The organism is Pseudoalteromonas fuliginea (assembly GCF_000690055.1).
Taxonomy (GTDB): Bacteria; Pseudomonadota; Gammaproteobacteria; order Enterobacterales; family Alteromonadaceae; genus Pseudoalteromonas; species Pseudoalteromonas fuliginea.
Genome location: NZ_JJNZ01000001.1, coordinates 112,154 through 129,606, shown reverse-complemented (window position 1 = coordinate 129,606; position 17,453 = coordinate 112,154). Strand labels below are relative to the sequence as shown.

Genomic DNA, 17,453 nt, shown 5'->3' with positions numbered 1-17,453 from the left:
GCGCGTTTTAATTTCGTCATTTTTTCACCCAAATTTGTATGCTTATTAGCATAACATTTCTTTCTTAATGGGTGGCCAAAATCACTGTACCACTACAATTAGAGTAATCCTTATTAGCACCAGAGGTATTTGATACTGCTTTTTTCTTTTCCCAGACTACAAGTAGTTTTTCTAGCTTTTCTAGTGATGGAGATAGAAATTTGAATTTACAACCAAATCGCTCAAATTCATCTCCAGCTTTAATTAGTGGATGAGTCCATAAAGGACTGTTCTTATTTTCTCCTCAAGATAATCTTCTAACTTAATACCTTGAGCAATACTAGTATTACCACCAGTATTATTTCTTAAAATTACGTAATTAGAGTCATCAAGTGGCTGATTAAAATGATTAAAAACTAATTTACCTGAGTTAAACCAAACTTCTTTTGTCAAATCCGATAAATATCCAGGCTTATTAAAGCCAACAAGAAGCCCACCAATATGATCATCATCAACATGAGTCAATATTAATAAATCAACAAATTCTGACTTCGACTTGATCTCGTTCAAGCATAATTTTAAAGGGCGAGGAATGTTTCTGAACTCAAACGTTTTAGCTGGTCCACCGTCAATTAAAATATTTTTACGAGCGCCCTCAAAATCAACACTAATAACTATTGCATCACCATGTTCTGCCTGTAACACTCTAAATTCTAGATCCATCCTTAAATCCTATACTTTAGTTATATTCTCAACTGCTTAATAAGAGTAAAGTTTAACTTTTTATACTTGTGACATCTACTAATACTATTTTCATAAATAATTATTCAAAGGATTTTAATTAAGTCCCGCTATCTAAAAACCCCTCTACTTCTTTACTCATTCTATCCACCAGCCATTTTGGCCCGCCATCGTACATATCGTTATGGCGAGATTTTTCTATTAGTATTTGTGTAACAGAAAACTTATCCAGCTCTGAATCGTTTAACAACACATTCGCATCAGCGGGGTAATCACTACCGCGTAGAGTAAGTACGCGAATGTTTTTATTGCGCGGGACCAACATGCGGCGATGATCGAGCGTAATAATAGTGCTAACTTCGTTTGGATAAATAGAGCCATATAATGCGGAAATATCCCCGCCGTTTGAGTGCCCAAATAAGGTGAGTTTTGTAAAGTCGTATGCTGGGTATTTACTCGATAGCTCATTAACTAAAAACTTAAGCGTTACTACGCCACGATGCCAGTTTTCCATGCGAGTTGTTAAGTAAGGCTGCTCACGGTTTAAGTAAGGGTCACTTTTTAGTTCATGTGCAACGGCTATTGTTAAATATCCGCGCTGACTAAACGCATTACTGGCAAACGTATACCCGTTATGGCTAATCCCGTAACCTGCGTTAATAAACGCTACAGGGCATTTTACTTGTTCAGTGCACTTAGCATTGTTACTTGGTAGTGTGATATTGATAGGAATAGTGCGATTACGGCTTTCATCAGTTATAACGCCATCGTTTGCATAGCTTGTTGCGCTTATTGCTGATGTGCTTATAACTGATGCACTTAGAGCTAGTGCGCTTAACATAAAAAGCTTTTTAAGTGTTTTTTGCATATTTAAACTTATATAAATTATTGTTTTTAATTAAAAATAATTTTTACTTTATAGGTTTGCATTCTCTATTGTCAAACTATGCGATAATAGTCGCCATTGTTTAAATATATTTAGTAAAAGATCCAATAAATGAAATCATACAATAGCATTCAAGAACGTATAGAAATTTTAGAAGACAAACTAACGGCAATACATGACGAAATCGAAACACTAAAAACCCCTGCTAAAAACAACAATGAACGTATTATTTTTAAGTTTATTGAAACAGGCAGCACAGGTAAAACGAAGGATTTTGTTCGTGAGTTAGGTATTAAATCACCACGTGACGGTTTGTTTTCATCAGGTGACGTTACAAAACTAATTAAAGATGGCGCTGAAGATATTTCACCAGCGTTATTAGAAATCGCAAGACAGCTTGCCAGTGCACGTAATAAAAATGGCCCTAGCCGTTAATTACGCAGTCACGCGGTATCTAGAAGCCCAGCTAAGCTGTCGCTTCTAGATATGTAATCATATTAAACTAAATTAATCACAAAGCTCTATATTAAGGCTGGTAAGCAAATTAAGTGCTTCGAAGCGATCAAACTTAGCATTCGCTAACATATTATTATTCAAATCAATATTAAACGCTGTCGCACCTACAAAATCACATTTTGTTAAGTTAGTTTGAAAAAACTCACTATCGCGAAAATCTGTTCCTGTAAATTCACTACCGCTTAAATCTGCATGTCTAAAATCAACATTTTTGGCAAAACAGTGTGTTAATTTGAGGGCTTTGAGGGTTAATTCAAAAAAAGAACTATTACTGAGCTCGCAATAATTAAAACTCACCGGTGCGTTAATACTAAGCGCTGGCCAATCTACATCAGCCCATTGCAAACTATTTAATTTACAGTGGCTAAAACTTACATCTTCAAGCGAGCTGTAGTTCCATTTAAGTGACGATAAATTACAGTTTTTAAAGTTGCACTGTATAAATCGGCAATTTTTAAACTGCCCGCCTGAAAAGTCGCAATCGGTAAATGTGCACTCTTCAAACTCAGAATTTTCAGTTAGTTGCTCTTCGTGCTGCAAAGCATTAAATTGCTCGTCGAAGTAGTGATTATTATTTGAAATTGACACTATTAACCTAGTTTTTAATGGGCATAGACGCTATTTTTAGGTAAATCTTTTTTAAGCGCAAGCACTGCAATAAAAATCAAAGCAAATAGTGGAAATAGCGCTAAACAGCCACCCACAAAAGCTAAAACCCCCGGCATAGTACTTTTACGCTTACCTATTTTGTAACTAATTACAGCAAAAATAGGAATACTCAGCACAATAAAAAAAACTAAAAATTCACCAAGTAAGGTTGCATTGATCGACATAATAATTCCTTTTTCGTCTGTTCGGTTAAAATACACTCTGCTGTAAATTTAACCACAAAAAAACCCTTAAGCATATAACTTAAGGGTTTTTAAATTTAGCTCAATAAGCTAAACAAAAATTACTCTTCGCTAGGTATCGCTTTTTCAACAACACTAATTGCAAGCTCAGCTAACGAATCAAGGTTAGGTTTGCTTGGTGCGTTGGTTAATAAACACGACGCTTGTGTTGTTTTAGGGAAAGCAATAACGTCACGAATGTTATCGGTACCACATAAAAGCATTGCTAAACGGTCAAGACCAAATGCTAAACCTGCATGTGGTGGTGTACCGTATTTAAGTGCATCAAGTAAAAAACCAAACTTGTCTTGTTGCTCTTGCTCGTTAATACCTAAAATTCTAAATGCAGTTTCTTGCATATCTGCATTATGAATACGTACCGAACCGCCACCCACTTCGTAGCCGTTCAATACCATGTCGTAGGCATCTGAAATAGCCGCAGCTGGATTTGCTTCAAGCTCACTTGCAGTAATATCTTTTGGTGCAGTGAATGGATGATGCACAGCATGTAATGTGCCTTCGTCATCTTCTTCAAACATTGGGAAGTCTACAACCCAAAGTGGTGCCCAACTATTAAGGTTGGTGATTTCTAAGTCAACACCAATCTTAACGCGCAGTGCGCCCATTGCTTCATTTACTGTATTGCACTTATCGGCACCGAATAAAATAATATCGCCAGACTGTGCATTAGTACGCTCAAGTAATTTTGTGATTACGTCTTCGCTTAAAAACTTAGCCACTGGTGATTGAACACCCTCAGCGCCTGCAGTGTGGTCGTTTACTTTCATCCACGCCATGCCTTTAGCGCCGTAAATACCAATAAACTTAGTGTAATCGTCAAGCTGTTTACGAGAAAGCTTAGCGCCACCCGGTACAGTTAATACAGCAACACGACCTTTTTCGTCATTAGCCGGACCTGAGAAAACATTAAACTCTACGTCTTTAACTAAATCTGCAACATCAACTAATTTCATTGGGTTACGTAAATCTGGCTTATCAGAACCGTAAAGGCTCATTGCCTCGCTGTAAGGCATGATTGGAAAATCGCCTAAATCAACGTTTAGTAATGTTTGCCACATTTCACGGATCATTTTTTCAGTCATACCACGGACTTGATCAGAGCTCATGAACGAGGTCTCTATATCTATTTGGGTAAATTCTGGTTGGCGATCGGCACGTAAATCTTCATCACGGAAACATTTAACAATTTGGTAGTAACGGTCAAAACCCGACATCATCAACAATTGCTTAAATAACTGTGGCGACTGCGGTAATGCGTAAAAACTACCTTTATGAACGCGGCTTGGCACTAAGTAATCGCGTGCGCCTTCTGGCGTTGCTTTAGTAAGTACAGGTGTTTCGATGTCTAAAAAGCCGTTTTCATCTAAAAAGCGACGAACAAAGCTGCTTGCTTTAGCACGTAATTTAATACGGTCACTCATTTCTAGACGACGTAGGTCTAGGTAGCGGTATTTTAAACGACGCTCTTCTGAGTTTACTTGGTTAAAATCAAGCGGTAATGGCTCAGAGCGGTTAATAATTGTAAGCTCAGTACCTAAAACTTCAATTTCACCTGTTGCCATGTCTTTATTTACTTGGCTATCAGGGCGTGCACGTACAGTACCTTTTAGCTGAACACAAAATTCTTGGCGAAGTGTGTTAGCTGAACTCATTAACTCTTCAATGTCAGAGTCGAATACAACTTGTACTAAACCTTCTCTATCGCGTAAATCGACAAAGATAAGTCCACCAAGGTCACGTCGTTTGTTGATCCAGCCACATAGTTCCACTTCTTGATCTACGTGAGTTTTATTTAGCTGTCCGCAATATATAGAGCGCATAGTTTTCCTGTCAGATAAAAGGCTTAAACGGTTGTATTTATTTGTTTTAAGGCGTGTGATTTAAAAAACAGGTCACCACAATACAAATAAAGCCGCTAGCAATCTAAAAATAATCAAATTAAGCCCTGTATTATACTCAACTAACATTAAGATGCTAGGGCGTGTGTTTAGCTTTGTAATGTTAATTTGCAGCAACCACCGTATGTATTTGGTACACTTACGTCACGAAGTAATTTATCAGCTATTTATATGTTATATATTGGATGCCCGCAGTGGTCGAGTAATGCATGGAAAGGCAATTTATTTTCAAGCCAATGTAAAAACGCCGATATGCTTAGCCAATACGCGCAGCATTTTAATTCTGTGGAAGGCAATACCAGCTTTTACGCCGACCCATCGCCAAGCACCGTATTGCGCTGGGCAAATAGTGTACCCGACGATTTTAAATTTACGTTTAAGTTTAATCGTCGCTTTAGCCACGAGCTGCACCTAACTAATGTTCAAACCGAGCTCACTGATTGGCTTAACTTGTTCTCCCCTATTTTAGAAAAAACCGGGCAAATCATGCTGCAATTACCTAAAGCATTTGGCCCTGGTGACTTACCCAAACTCGCCCAATTTATTAGCCTGTTACCAAAAGAGGTTAATTACGGTGTAGAGGTACGTCATACTGCGTTTTTTCAAAAGGGTGAAGCCGAAATAGCGCTTAACCAATTATTAATGGCAAACAACATAAATCGTATATCGATGGATACTCGCGCCCTATTTGCGGTAAAACCAACAACCGAAGCGCTAATAGATGCACAGCAAAAAAAGCCCCACTTACCGGTACATGCAATAGCAACTGGCTCAGAGCCTATGGCGCGCTTTGTAATAGCCGATTTACAAAACGACTATAAACCCTTTTATAAACCGTGGCTAAGTAAAGTAAAACAATGGCTTGATGAAGGAAAAACGCCCTATGTGTTTTTTCATACGGCAGATAACCGAGAAGCGCCATTATTAGCAAGGCAGTTTTGCAAAGACCTAGGTTATAATCACAAAGCATTAAACCCATTTACTGGCGAAAAAGAAGCCCACCAGCAAGCACTTTTTTAAAAGTAAAACGACAGAGAAACAATAATGAGTGAATACGCACGTTACTTTACCGGCTACCCAGCTAAGATTGTTGAGCAAGTATTAAGCCTTATAAATAACAAAAAGGTATGTGACTACTTACTTAAAAAGTATCCGCAAGCACATACTATTACCAGCGATAAACTACTTTATAGCTATGCAACCGAGCTTAAAAAACAGTATTTAAAAAATGCACCACCGTTTGGGCGCGCAGCATTTAAAAAGCAAGGCGATATGGTCACCAACGCACTGGGTACACATACGTATCGAATGCAAGGCAAAACCCGAAAGCACGATTTAGCCATAAATAGCGACTTGCTGCGCGCCCCCGAGCCATTATTAAAAGCGTTAGTGGTACATGAGCTCGCCCACTTTAAAGAAAAAGACCATAACAAAGGCTTTTACCAACTTTGCTGCCACATGGAGCCGAATTACCACCAATTGGAATTAGATTTAAGGATATTTTGTGTGGTTGTGGCGATGGGAGAGAATCCTTATTTATGAGTACTCTTAGATGCTTTAGCTGGACGTTCGCTAGGAAAGTGATTGAAATATTCTTTTGTATGTTTCAAAGTATTTTGATATTGAAATGAATTTTCATAATTGATTTGGTTAATAATAGTTATATCCAATCCAACGAACATAGGGTGATTATAATCAACCGAAGATTTTAAAACAGACAACCGCGGATCATCAATATACATATGAATAACAAGTCCATCATGATAGAAGCGATATATATTCTCACCTCCATTAATATCCATCTTGTGCTTAAATGGTGCTAAATTGACTGTATGACCTTTTGTAGATAACTGAACCAAGCTAATTGGAAAAATAGCTCTATTATCTTCCTTCTCACCAACTATAATCTGTCTAAGAAGTTCAATGTTTTTTGCATTTAAATTAACTTCACTAAATGCCGAATTTTTGTTACTGCAGCTCTCCACAAAAGGCTAAGAAAGTATTTTCTAATTAATTTGGGTCTTTGAAATTTTACTAGTCTGAGGCTATTTAGCTGTTTGGCAGAGTTTGCTTTAAATAAATGACTAGACTAAACCAAACCTAAACCTCGAAGCTCCTCAATAGCTAAGGTATCTAAATACGCTAAAATATCTTCACCTTTTTGGGTCACTATATTTGGGTCATACCAGCTATCACCTGCTTTGCCATAAAGGGTCCGCGATTAGTCACTTTCTTTTCAATAAATTTATTCCCTGAAATGTTTGGCCTAGTTAGGGATTTCGGTATTATGTGCGACTTTACAAACCTCCCAACTTCTTTTGTAAGCTTGCAATCACCGTTTTCCGTATCAGTCATTTAAAATATCCTTACTAATACTAAAGAGAATTTATATTTTGGTTAATAAAAAACGCGATATCAAATCGCGTTTTTATGGGTCGTATCAACCTACTAAAAGCTGATAGCGAAGAGTTGATAGAGCAGTCGTTGGGTTTCGTTTCACTCAACCCAACCTACATAAATAAACTTAAAGCCCTAAGCCTGCCATGAAGTCGTCATCGTCGTCATCTTGTCCAGAAGACGCAGCTGCTTTAGATTTTTCAGCTTGTTGTTTGGCTTCATTTTCGATAATGTCATCAGGGTCTATAGCTTCTACAATGTCAAAATCATGTAGTTTAATAAACTCAGTTTTATCCATAGCAAGTTCTAGGTAAAAGATATTTTGCTTACTGGTAGTAAATGTCACGCGACGTGCTTGTGGGCGATCCATAGTGGTATCTACCGATATTTGCACTTGTTTGTTAATTGCCATCATTTTCGGCTGGTTTTGCGTAATAGAAGTGTGTAATTGTTCGCGTACTTTAGATGTAAAGTCGCCAACAATTTGGTTCATTAACTCACCTAATACGTTAGACACATCGTCTGATAAATGGCTATGCGCTATTTCTTCTTCTGGCATCCCCATATTACGCATATAATCGCCATAAATTTCCATTGCTGCTTGCGAGGTGAAGTTAGTAATTACCAACCCGGTAAAGCCACCATCAAACAAAACAAAGCAACCAATATCTGGGCGCATACATGTTCGCGTTATTTTTTGTACCATTGCAGAATAGCTAATGCTGTTGCCGCTGGCTGAGGTAAGTACGCCTGTTACAGAATGACACAGGGTTGCTAAAATATCGTCGGTACTAATAACCTTACTTTTACTCATTTAATAATCTCTTTTTGTGCTTATTATTCATAATTCTAGTCAAGCTACTGAATTTATCACTGACTATCCAGTATAAAATGTTAAAATAACACTATTATTTTAAAAGAGACTGCTTTCGTGACCATAAAAGACAGTATTTATGCCTCTGAGCAACAAGTAAAAGATTTTAGCTTTGACCAAAATGTAGTCGAAGTATTTCCCGATATGATTCAACGCTCAGTACCGGGCTACGCAACTATTGTCAGTACAATGGGTAAACTCGCCGGTGAATACGCGCAAAGTAACTCAAATCTTTATGATTTAGGCTGCTCACTGGGCGCCGTAACACTTAGTATGCGCCGTAATATTCGTACCGATAACTGCCATATAATAGCGGTAGATAACTCTCAAGCAATGGTTGAACGTTGTAAGGTACATTTACAAGGTTTTAAATCAGATGTGCCTGTTACTGTTACCTTAGGCGATATTAACGAGCTTGAAATTCAAAACGCCTCGGTAGTAGCAATGAATTTTACGTTGCAGTTTATTCCACACGCGCAACGCCAAGCTGTGCTTGAAAAAATATATGCTAATTTAAAACCTGGTGGTGTATTGCTGCTAAGCGAAAAAATTAAAGCTGAAAATGAGCAATGCGACAATTTATTGATTGATTTGCACCACGACTTTAAACGACACAATGGTTACTCTGAGCTTGAAATAAGCCAAAAGCGTACCGCCATCGAAAACGTTATGCGCCCAGATACACTAAGCGCTCACTTTACTCGCTTACAAGATATTGGTTTTAGCCAAACTCAAGTGTGGTATCAATGTTTTAATTTTTGCTCAATGGTAGCAATTAAATAAAGAGAGTCATCCATGTCTCAATGGTTTAACCAATTTTACGCATCTATTGCACAAAGCCCACTTAGTCACTGGCTAGAAACACTGCCTGCACAATTAAAACATTGGCAAAACGAGGCTAGCCACGGTGATTTACCTAAATGGCAAAAAGTACTTAAAAACTTGCCTGAGGTTTCAACAAGCCATGTTGATATTTCTACTAAGGTAGAAATTGGCGCACCAGGGGAGATGAGTGATGGCGAGCAAAAGCAAGCCATGCATTTATTAAAACGCATGATGCCATGGCGCAAAGGCCCATTTAGTGTGCACGGTATTGAAATAGATACAGAGTGGCGCAGTGATTGGAAATGGGACAGACTCCTGCCTCATATTGAGCCATTAAAAGGCCGCACTGTTTTAGATATTGGTTGTGGCTCAGGTTATCATTTATGGCGTATGCGCGGTGAAGGCGCAGAGTTTGTCGTGGGTATTGATCCATCTGATTTATTTTTATGTCAGTTTCAGGCAATTAAACACTACAACCCAGATGAAAACGTACATTTACTGCCACTAGGTGTTGAAGCATTACCCGAGCTTAAAGCGTTTGATACGGTTTTTTCGATGGGCGTACTTTATCATCGTCGCTCACCTATCGACTTTTTAGCGCAATTAAAAGCGCAGCTACGCCCAGGCGGCGAACTTGTGCTTGAAACGCTAGTAATTGAAGGTGACGAAAACACAGTATTAGTCCCAACTGATCGCTACGCTAAAATGCGCAACGTTTGGTTTATTCCAAGTACTGCAGCATTAAAACTGTGGATGGAACGCGTTGGCTTTAAAGATGTGCAAATAAAAGATTGCGCTATTACCACGCTTGAAGAACAACGCAAAACCGATTGGATGGAAAACGAATCGTTAATCGACTTTTTAGATCCAAACGACACAAGTAAAACAATTGAAGGTTACCCTGCTCCACTTAGAGCAATATTAACTGCAAAAGCATAGCGGTTAATTTAACGCCTTAAATACTAAAAAAACGCCTGCGGGCGTTTTTTTGTTTATTTAAACAACAAGCAGCGGACAAGTGTCCTTGTTTATTATTTCAAAATTACATTTGCGCTAGCCGCGACCTTGCAATTGTTGTAAAATACGCGCGTTTCTAAGCAACCCAAAACAACTATTTTGAGGAAAACCTGTGAGCGAACAAAAACAGTCTCTAAGCTATAAAGACGCGGGCGTAGATATCGACGCTGGTAATGCACTTGTTGAGCGTATTAAAGGCGTAGTTAAAAAAACTCGTCGTCCTGAAGTAATGGGCGGAATTGGTGGTTTTGGCGCACTTTGTGAAATTCCTGAAGGTTACAAGCAACCAGTATTAGTTGCAGGCACAGATGGCGTTGGTACTAAACTACGTTTAGCAATCGACTTAAAAAAACACGATACGGTTGGTATTGATTTAGTTGCAATGTGTGTAAACGACTTAATTGTTCAAGGTGCTGAACCCCTGTTTTTTCTAGATTACTATGCAACGGGTAAACTAGATGTAGACACAGCAGCTGACGTAGTGACAGGCATTGGCAAAGGTTGTGAAATTTCAGGTTGTGCCCTAATTGGTGGCGAAACAGCTGAAATGCCAGGTATGTATGATGGTGAAGACTACGACATGGCAGGCTTTTGTACAGGCGTTGTAGAAAAATCAAAAATTATTGATGGCACAAAAGTAGCAGCAGGCGATCAGCTTATTGCACTTGCTTCAAGCGGCCCTCATTCAAATGGCTTCTCTTTAATTCGTAAAGTACTTGAAGTGTCAAACGCTGATACCAGCGCTGACTTTGAAGGTAAAACATTAGGCGAAACCTTACTTGAGCCTACTCGTATTTACGTAAAACCTTTACTTGAGTTATTCAAAAACGTTGACGTACATGCGCTTTCGCATATTACTGGCGGCGGTTTTTGGGAAAACATTCCACGCGTATTACCCGCTTCTGCAAAAGCAGTAGTTAAAGGTGATAGCTGGCAGTGGCCATCTATTTTTAACTGGCTACAAGAAAACGGCAATATAACTACACACGAAATGTACCGTACATTTAACTGTGGTGTAGGCATGGTTTTAGTAGTCCCTGCAGACAAACTTGAGCAAAGCTTAACAATGTTAAAAGACTTGGACGAAAATGCATGGCACCTTGGTGAAATTCAAGATGCAGCAGCTGGCGAAGAGCAAGTTGAAATTGTAGGTGGTGCTAAGTAATGGCACCGACTCGTCTGGTAGTTTTAATCTCAGGTAGTGGCTCTAATTTACAAGCCATTATAGATGCCTGCGAACGTGGCGAGATAAACGGACATATAGCGGCTGTTATTAGTAATAAAGCAGACGCTTATGGCCTAGAACGTGCAAAACAAGCAGGTATTGCTACAAAAGTGCTCAGTCATAAAGATTTTGACTCGCGCGAAGCGTACGATGCGCAATTAATGAACGTTATCGACTCTTTTATGCCAAATCTAGTTGTATTAGCTGGATTTATGCGTATTCTTACTCCTAGCTTAGTGCAAAAATATGTTGGAAAAATGTTGAACATTCATCCATCTTTGTTGCCTAAGTATCAGGGGCTGAATACCCACCAAAGAGCAATTGATGCAAAAGATAATGTTCATGGCGTAAGTGTTCACTTTGTTACTGAAGAGTTAGACGGCGGTCCCGTTATTCTTCAGGCGCAAATACCTGTACTCAAGGATGATACAGCAGAAACATTAGCAAAACGCGTGCATGAGCAAGAGCATGTAATTTATCCTTTGGTGGTCAAGTGGTTCAGTGAACACAGACTTACTATGGAAGCAGATTATGCAGTTCTTGACAAAAAACAACTTCCTGCACACGGCGCGCACTACCCACAATAAAAAAATAAGTGCCCTGTTGTTATGTGCGGGCGCTTTACTTCCAACTAGCCTAATTGCAGGCGAATTGACCCAATATCAAGCTAACTACGATATTTTACGCAAAGGTAAAAATCATGGCGAGGCTGTTCGTGAGCTCAAAAAAATAAGTGACGACACTTATCAACTCACATACCACAGTAATATTGAGTGGATGATTTTCTCTGATTCTCGTGAAGAAACATCACAGTTTACCTTTAAAGATGGCAAGGTTACCCCGCATCATTACAATATGATCCGCACCGGTACAGGCCCAGATAAAGATTATAAAATTGATTTTGATACAACAAACAAAGTAGTGACTAGCAGCGCTAGCGAATACCCACTTAAGTGCGAATGGACTGATGAATTTCAGGATGCTATTTCATACCAAGTGCAAGTGCGCGAAGGGTTGAAAAAAGGCGAAACGAGCTTTTCATTCCCGCTTATAGACAAAAAAGGTAGCCGCCGCGACTACAACTTTGAAGTTGTTGAAAAAGAGATGATCTCTCTACCTATCGGTAATATAGAAGCCATTAAAGTGAAGCGTTTATACGATAACGATAAACGCCAAGCAATTGCATGGTTTGCGCCAGAAATGGATTACATGCTGGTACGTATGTGGAAAGGCGAAAAGGGTATGGAGCAGTTTGAAGTTCAAATGAATTCATTTACTGTTACTGCGCCTACAGCTGTTGCGCCTGCAACAGCACAACAACCTCAAGAAGCTAACTAAATTTAATTAAACCAAAGTTAAGCTAATATTTAAAATAGGTGGGCTAAATTAGCTCACCCATTTTAAATAATGCAAATTCCCCCAGCTCCATTTTTTGCCAGCGCTCATCATTCGTCAAAGGCCTTGTAGCTATAACTGTTACTACATCGTTTGGTGTGGTCTCTTGTTGAAAATCAACCACCATGTCGGCATCAATCAATGTTGCTTTACCAAATGGCGCACGGCGCGTTATGTAATGTAAGTTATTAGTGCAATACGCTAAAACAAACACCCCGTCGGTCAATAACATATTAAACACCCCTTTTTCACGCAGAGTTTGCGAAAGCTTGGCCGCGTATCTAAAAACCGACGCCATATTACTTGGACGCTTTGGGTATTTTTCGCGAATTTTATCAAGCAACCAACAAAAAGCGAGTTCGCTATCGGTGTTACCTACTGGGCGATAGTACTGTGGTTTTAAATCGTGATAATTAGATAGCTGCCCGTTATGAGCGTAAGTGATTTCACGCCCCCATAACTCTCGCGTAAAAGGATGAGTATTTTCAAGGCACACTCTCCCGCGGTTACCTTGGCGAATATGGCTAATAACCGAGACACTTTTAATGGGGTATGCTTTAACGAGCTTTGCAATTTCAGATTGATAACTCGGCTCAGGATCTTTAAAGGTTCTACAGCCTTTACCTTCGTAAAATGTAATACCCCAACCATCTTTATGTGGTCCCGTGTTTCCGCCACGCTCTAAAAGGCCTGAAAAACTAAAACAAATATCGGTAGGCACATTGGCTGACATGCCAAGTAATTCACACATTAATAAAATAACCCTTAAAAACCATACATTAAAATAAATAGCGTTATATTTGTGTATTAAGCGTACACTAATTTGCAGCCCGCTATAACGGCTATATTTACTTAAAAAGTGTCATTTTGCTATTAGATTTATTTATTTTTACGTTAACACTGCTTACGGCTAATGCTTTGACTATACGATAGTTATTAAGCCTCCCTCTATCGGGTAAGTAAATATCGTATTTAAGTTACTTTCTACTACAATTTAACATCGTTATGTACTTGAAAATTACTGTGACTAGCGCTACTCTAAGTGAGGTGGTCTGACCTCTATTAAGGAATAAAAATGACACTCATATTTACACTCGGTTTAATCGTGCTGCTTTGCACAGCGATTTACCACAGAGCGAGTTGGAACACAGCACTTGGTGTTTCTGCTGCAACCCTACTTATAGGCACCTTCGCCGGTGCTTTTGGTTTAATTAGCTGGTTGATCTTTTTGATCATCGCGGTTCCTCTTTCTGTTACTGGCCTTCGTCAGCAATATATTATCAAACCTATTTTTGCTGTGTTCAAAAAAGTAACACCAAGCATGTCTGATACTGAAAAATCAGCTATTGATGCCGGTACTACTTGGTGGGAAGCTGACTTATTTTGCGGTAATCCAGATTGGAAAAAACTTCACCAATACCCAGTTCCTAAACTTACTATTGAAGAGCAAGCCTTTGTTGATGGCCCTGTTGAAGTAGTATGTGGCATGTTGGACGATTGGGAAGCAACGCACGAACTAACCGACCTTCCTCAAGATGTATGGCAATATCTAAAAGATAATAAATTCTTTGCCATGATCATCAAAAAAGAATACGGCGGTTTAGAGTTTTCTGCATTTGCACAGTCATGTGTACTTCAAAAACTAACAAGTAAATCAACATTACTTTCGTCAATTGTTGGTGTACCGAACTCTTTAGGCCCAGGTGAATTATTACAACACTATGGTACAAAAGAGCAAAAAGATCATTACTTACCGCGCTTAGCGAGCGGTCAAGAAATTCCATGTTTTGCGTTAACTTCGCCAGAAGCGGGCTCTGATGCAAGCTCAATTCCAGACTACGGTGTGGTATGTAAAGGGCAATGGAATGGTGAAGAGGTTGTGGGTGTTAGTTTAACGTGGAATAAGCGTTACATTACACTTGCCCCAGTTGCTACCGTACTTGGTCTTGCTTTTAAGTTACAAGATCCAGATGGCCTAATTGGCGACAATAAAGAGCCAGGCATCACCTGTGCACTTATCCCAACGGACACTCCTGGAGTTGAAATTGGTCGTCGACATTTCCCGCTAAACGTACCATTTCAAAATGGTCCTACTCGCGGTAAAGACATTTTCGTACCACTTGATTATATTATTGGTGGTCCAGATATGGCTGGTCAAGGCTGGCGCATGCTGGTTGAGTGTTTATCGGTTGGTCGTGCAATTACATTGCCGTCAAATTCTGCTGGCGGCATTAAAATGATTGCCGTTGCAACGGGTGCGTATAGCCGCATTCGTCGTCAGTTCCGTTTACCTATTGGTAAAATGGAAGGTGTTGAAGAGTCACTAGCAAAACTTGCTGGTTACGCTTACAGCTCTGATGCTGCGGTTAGTATGTCTACAGGTGCGGTTGATTTAGGCGAAAAGCCATCTGTTGTTTCTGCCATTATTAAATACCACCTGACAGAGCAAATGCGTGATGCAACTATTCATGCAATGGATGTACTTGGCGGTAAGGGCATCATGCTTGGGCCAAATAACTATTTAGGTCGTGGCTATCAAGGTGCACCTATTGCCATTACCGTTGAAGGTGCAAATATCTTGACCCGTAATATGATTATTTACGGTCAAGGTGCAATTCGCTGTCATCCATTTGTACTTACCGAACTAGGTGCGTGCGAAATTGAAGACCGCGAAGAGGCGCTTAACGTATTTGATAAAGCGCTAATGGGTCACATTGGTTTTACTATGTCGAACCTTGTCCGTACTAAGTGGCTTGCACTGACTGGCGCTCGTTTTACAAGTGTGCCGTACAACGACGAAACCGCTGAATTTTACCGTATAGCGTCGCGCTTTAGTGCATCACTTGCTCTTATGTCTGACATTAGCATGGCAGTATTTGGTGGCTCACTTAAACGTAAAGAACGTATTTCAGCACGTTTAGGTGACTTACTTAGTTACCTATACTTAGTATCTGCAACGCTTAAGCGTTACAACGACGAAGGCCGTAAAAAAGAAGATTTTGCTCTAGTAAAATGGAGTTGCCAAGATCATCTTTACCATTGCCAACGTGCACTTGCTGATTTAATTAATAACATGCCTTCGGCTCCACTGCGTGGTGTTTTAAAAGTATTGTTATTCCCGTTTGGTCGCCCGGTTCGTAAACCAACTGACCAACTTGAGCATAAACTTGCGCAACTACTACAAGTACCTAGTGAAACGCGTAACCGTTTAGCAAGCTACGTATACTTAAAAAATGAGCCGCTAAACCTTGTGGGTCGTCAAGAGCAAACGCTTAAAGACATCCTAGACGTTGAGCCATTATTTGAAAGAGTATGTAAAGAGAAAGGCCTTAAACTGCCATTCTTCCAGCTTGATAAAGTAGCGCAAATGGGACTTGAAGCAGGCATTTTAAGCCAAGCAGAGGCTGATAAACTAGCTGCCGTTGAGCAATCTCGTTTAGATGTTATTAACGTTGATGACTTTGACCCTGCTGATTTACTTGCAGGCAAAGCAGCACGAAATAGCGTTAAAAAAGAAGCTGATGCGGCTTAACTAAGTAAGCATTTGAATACTAAAAGCCAGCGCCTAATGCGCTGGCTTTTTTGTGTAAAATCAATTCTTATATATCAAATCGCACATTTCAAGCAATCAAATACTCGACGAAAAGTGTAAATTAGCGCTTAGTTATCAATCGCTTCCATGCTAAAACTATGCCTGTATACACTAAAAAACATGCGAGCAATGATGCCAAACCAGCTAATGTTTGCCCTAAAAAACCAAAGTATTCACCGGTATGTAAAAATCGAGATGTTCCCCATGCTTGATCACCTCGCGTCCAATCCGATTTTTTTAATGTTTTAGCTATGTCGCCCGTGCGAGTATCTAAAAATAATGAATACGCATATTCTTGACGATTCCCTATACTGGTATCAATATAAAAACGTGCTTCGTGTTTTTTGTCACCTAATTCTAACCACATTGAATACCAATCAGCGGCACCATTGTTAATTGCATGTACTTTAGCTTGTTGAAATAAAGTATCGTACAGTACTTCATCTGCCGATAAATCGAATACTGGTAGATGCTTTTCTCGCTCGGGTACGTTTTGCCCAAACGCGCCATATAACGCTTTATTCGCCCAGTCAAAATGAAACAAAGTAGCCGTTAATGACAAAACGAGTAAAACCGGTAAACACCAAATCCCAAAAACTAAATGCCACTGCCTATTTCGATGATGTGATGATTTGTAACTCTTTGCTAGTAATAAGTATCCTTTTAACGCAGAGCGGTTAAATCGCTTTGGTAACCACAGATAAGCACCCGATAGTAATAAAAAGATAAAAAATAGATTAGCGTAGCCATTTATATTTTTACCAATCACCTGCGAAGCGCCATGCAGTAATAAATAACGATGTATATCAGTTACAACGTGAAAAAAGTCAGCCGCCAATCCCTCTCCTTCACGAAGCACGTCTCCTGTATAAGGGTGTAATAAGTAGCTATGCTTTCCAGCCCAGGCAGGAATGGCAGCCCCTTCTCGATTAACCCAACGAATATAAATATGTGATTGACTCGGATGCGATTTTCGCAAAATATCCACAACATCATCAGCCGATAGTCGCTGTTGAACATAGGTGTTATTTACAGTAAATCGCATTTCATCTAGCTCAACAATCTGTCGTTCATAGGTTAATAGAAAACCCGTGAACGACATGCTAAAAATAAATAAACCGGCGATTAGACCTATAATTAAGTGGGCCCAAAAGACCCACTTTTTAAATAGTTTTAAGAACATAAAATAAGTTACTT

The 17,453-nt window shown here is 39.4% G+C and carries 18 protein-coding genes; 9 read left to right on the top strand and 9 right to left on the bottom strand.

Translation table 11 applies throughout. The features are described from left to right. Positions 1–243: 243 nt before the first annotated feature. Entirely contained in the window at positions 244–702 is a 459-nt protein-coding gene (locus DC53_RS0120255; RefSeq protein ID WP_050484110.1) for an MBL fold metallo-hydrolase, read from the bottom strand. 118 nt (positions 703–820) lie between these two features. Next, a complete protein-coding gene (locus tag DC53_RS19660) occupies positions 821–1,588 on the bottom strand; it encodes an alpha/beta hydrolase (RefSeq protein ID WP_033028288.1) in 768 nt (255 codons plus the stop codon). A gap of 129 nt (positions 1,589–1,717) precedes the next feature. On the opposite strand from DC53_RS19660, the gene DC53_RS19665 reads away from it, so the two are divergent. After that, positions 1,718–2,041 (top strand): hypothetical protein, encoded by a 324-nt coding sequence (locus tag DC53_RS19665; RefSeq protein ID WP_002959968.1) that lies wholly within the window; start codon positions 1,718–1,720, stop codon positions 2,039–2,041. Between the two features lie 72 nt (positions 2,042–2,113). On the opposite strand, the gene DC53_RS19670 is transcribed toward DC53_RS19665, so the two are convergent. The 3 genes from DC53_RS19670 to aspS form a co-directional block, all read right to left on the bottom strand. After that, positions 2,114–2,710 (bottom strand): pentapeptide repeat-containing protein, encoded by a 597-nt coding sequence (locus DC53_RS19670; protein WP_050484109.1) that lies wholly within the window; start codon positions 2,708–2,710, stop codon positions 2,114–2,116. Between the two features lie 14 nt (positions 2,711–2,724). After that, positions 2,725–2,955 carry a hypothetical protein gene (locus DC53_RS19675; protein ID WP_033028287.1) on the bottom strand — a complete coding sequence of 77 codons (231 nt, stop codon included), beginning with the start codon at positions 2,953–2,955 and terminating at the stop codon, positions 2,725–2,727. Between the two features lie 119 nt (positions 2,956–3,074). After that, entirely contained in the window at positions 3,075–4,853 is a 1,779-nt protein-coding gene (aspS, locus tag DC53_RS19680; protein WP_033028286.1) for an aspartate--tRNA ligase, read from the bottom strand. 249 nt (positions 4,854–5,102) lie between these two features. Between aspS and DC53_RS19685 the strand changes: the two genes are divergently transcribed. Beyond that, on the top strand, positions 5,103–5,951 hold the full coding sequence (locus DC53_RS19685) for a DUF72 domain-containing protein (protein WP_033028295.1): 849 nt from the start codon (positions 5,103–5,105) through the stop codon (positions 5,949–5,951). 24 nt (positions 5,952–5,975) lie between these two features. Continuing rightward, positions 5,976–6,473 carry a M48 metallopeptidase family protein gene (locus DC53_RS19690; RefSeq protein WP_033028285.1) on the top strand — a complete coding sequence of 166 codons (498 nt, stop codon included), beginning with the start codon at positions 5,976–5,978 and terminating at the stop codon, positions 6,471–6,473. On the opposite strand, the gene DC53_RS19695 is transcribed toward DC53_RS19690, so the two are convergent. Both DC53_RS19695 and DC53_RS19705 read right to left on the bottom strand, forming a co-directional pair. Then, positions 6,464–6,916, bottom strand: coding sequence for a hypothetical protein (locus DC53_RS19695; protein WP_033028284.1), 453 nt, complete (start codon positions 6,914–6,916; stop codon positions 6,464–6,466). The genes DC53_RS19690 and DC53_RS19695 overlap by 10 nt on opposite strands. Positions 6,917–7,455: 539 nt before the next feature. Further along, positions 7,456–8,142 carry a DUF3334 family protein gene (locus DC53_RS19705; protein WP_008139103.1) on the bottom strand — a complete coding sequence of 229 codons (687 nt, stop codon included), beginning with the start codon at positions 8,140–8,142 and terminating at the stop codon, positions 7,456–7,458. Positions 8,143–8,259: 117 nt separating this feature from the next. On the opposite strand from DC53_RS19705, the gene cmoA reads away from it, so the two are divergent. From cmoA to DC53_RS19730, 5 genes are all read left to right on the top strand, one after another. Continuing rightward, positions 8,260–8,985 carry a carboxy-S-adenosyl-L-methionine synthase CmoA gene (gene cmoA, locus DC53_RS19710; protein ID WP_007378000.1) on the top strand — a complete coding sequence of 242 codons (726 nt, stop codon included), beginning with the start codon at positions 8,260–8,262 and terminating at the stop codon, positions 8,983–8,985. A gap of 12 nt (positions 8,986–8,997) precedes the next feature. After that, on the top strand, positions 8,998–9,966 hold the full coding sequence (gene cmoB / locus DC53_RS19715; protein ID WP_008172560.1) for a tRNA 5-methoxyuridine(34)/uridine 5-oxyacetic acid(34) synthase CmoB: 969 nt from the start codon (positions 8,998–9,000) through the stop codon (positions 9,964–9,966). Positions 9,967–10,156: 190 nt separating this feature from the next. Then, positions 10,157–11,209 (top strand): phosphoribosylformylglycinamidine cyclo-ligase, encoded by a 1,053-nt coding sequence (gene purM, locus DC53_RS19720; RefSeq protein WP_033028282.1) that lies wholly within the window; start codon positions 10,157–10,159, stop codon positions 11,207–11,209. Beyond that, positions 11,209–11,856 carry a phosphoribosylglycinamide formyltransferase gene (gene purN / locus DC53_RS19725; RefSeq protein ID WP_033028281.1) on the top strand — a complete coding sequence of 216 codons (648 nt, stop codon included), beginning with the start codon at positions 11,209–11,211 and terminating at the stop codon, positions 11,854–11,856. The genes purM and purN overlap by 1 nt, the downstream gene beginning before the upstream one ends. Before the next feature lie 16 nt (positions 11,857–11,872). Then, on the top strand, positions 11,873–12,607 hold the full coding sequence (locus DC53_RS19730; protein WP_033028280.1) for a DUF3108 domain-containing protein: 735 nt from the start codon (positions 11,873–11,875) through the stop codon (positions 12,605–12,607). A gap of 43 nt (positions 12,608–12,650) precedes the next feature. Here the strand turns inward: DC53_RS19730 and DC53_RS19735 are convergent, their stop codons facing one another. Continuing rightward, a complete protein-coding gene (locus tag DC53_RS19735) occupies positions 12,651–13,415 on the bottom strand; it encodes a class II glutamine amidotransferase (RefSeq protein ID WP_033028279.1) in 765 nt (254 codons plus the stop codon). Positions 13,416–13,739: 324 nt separating this feature from the next. Between DC53_RS19735 and fadE the strand changes: the two genes are divergently transcribed. Beyond that, the gene (gene fadE, locus DC53_RS19740) at positions 13,740–16,196 is read left to right on the top strand and encodes an acyl-CoA dehydrogenase FadE (RefSeq protein ID WP_007378005.1); all 2,457 of its coding nucleotides are present in this window, start codon (positions 13,740–13,742) and stop codon (positions 16,194–16,196) included. A gap of 121 nt (positions 16,197–16,317) precedes the next feature. Here the strand turns inward: fadE and DC53_RS19745 are convergent, their stop codons facing one another. Further along, entirely contained in the window at positions 16,318–17,439 is a 1,122-nt protein-coding gene (locus DC53_RS19745; protein ID WP_033028278.1) for a PepSY-associated TM helix domain-containing protein, read from the bottom strand. Positions 17,440–17,453: the final 14 nt, after the last annotated feature.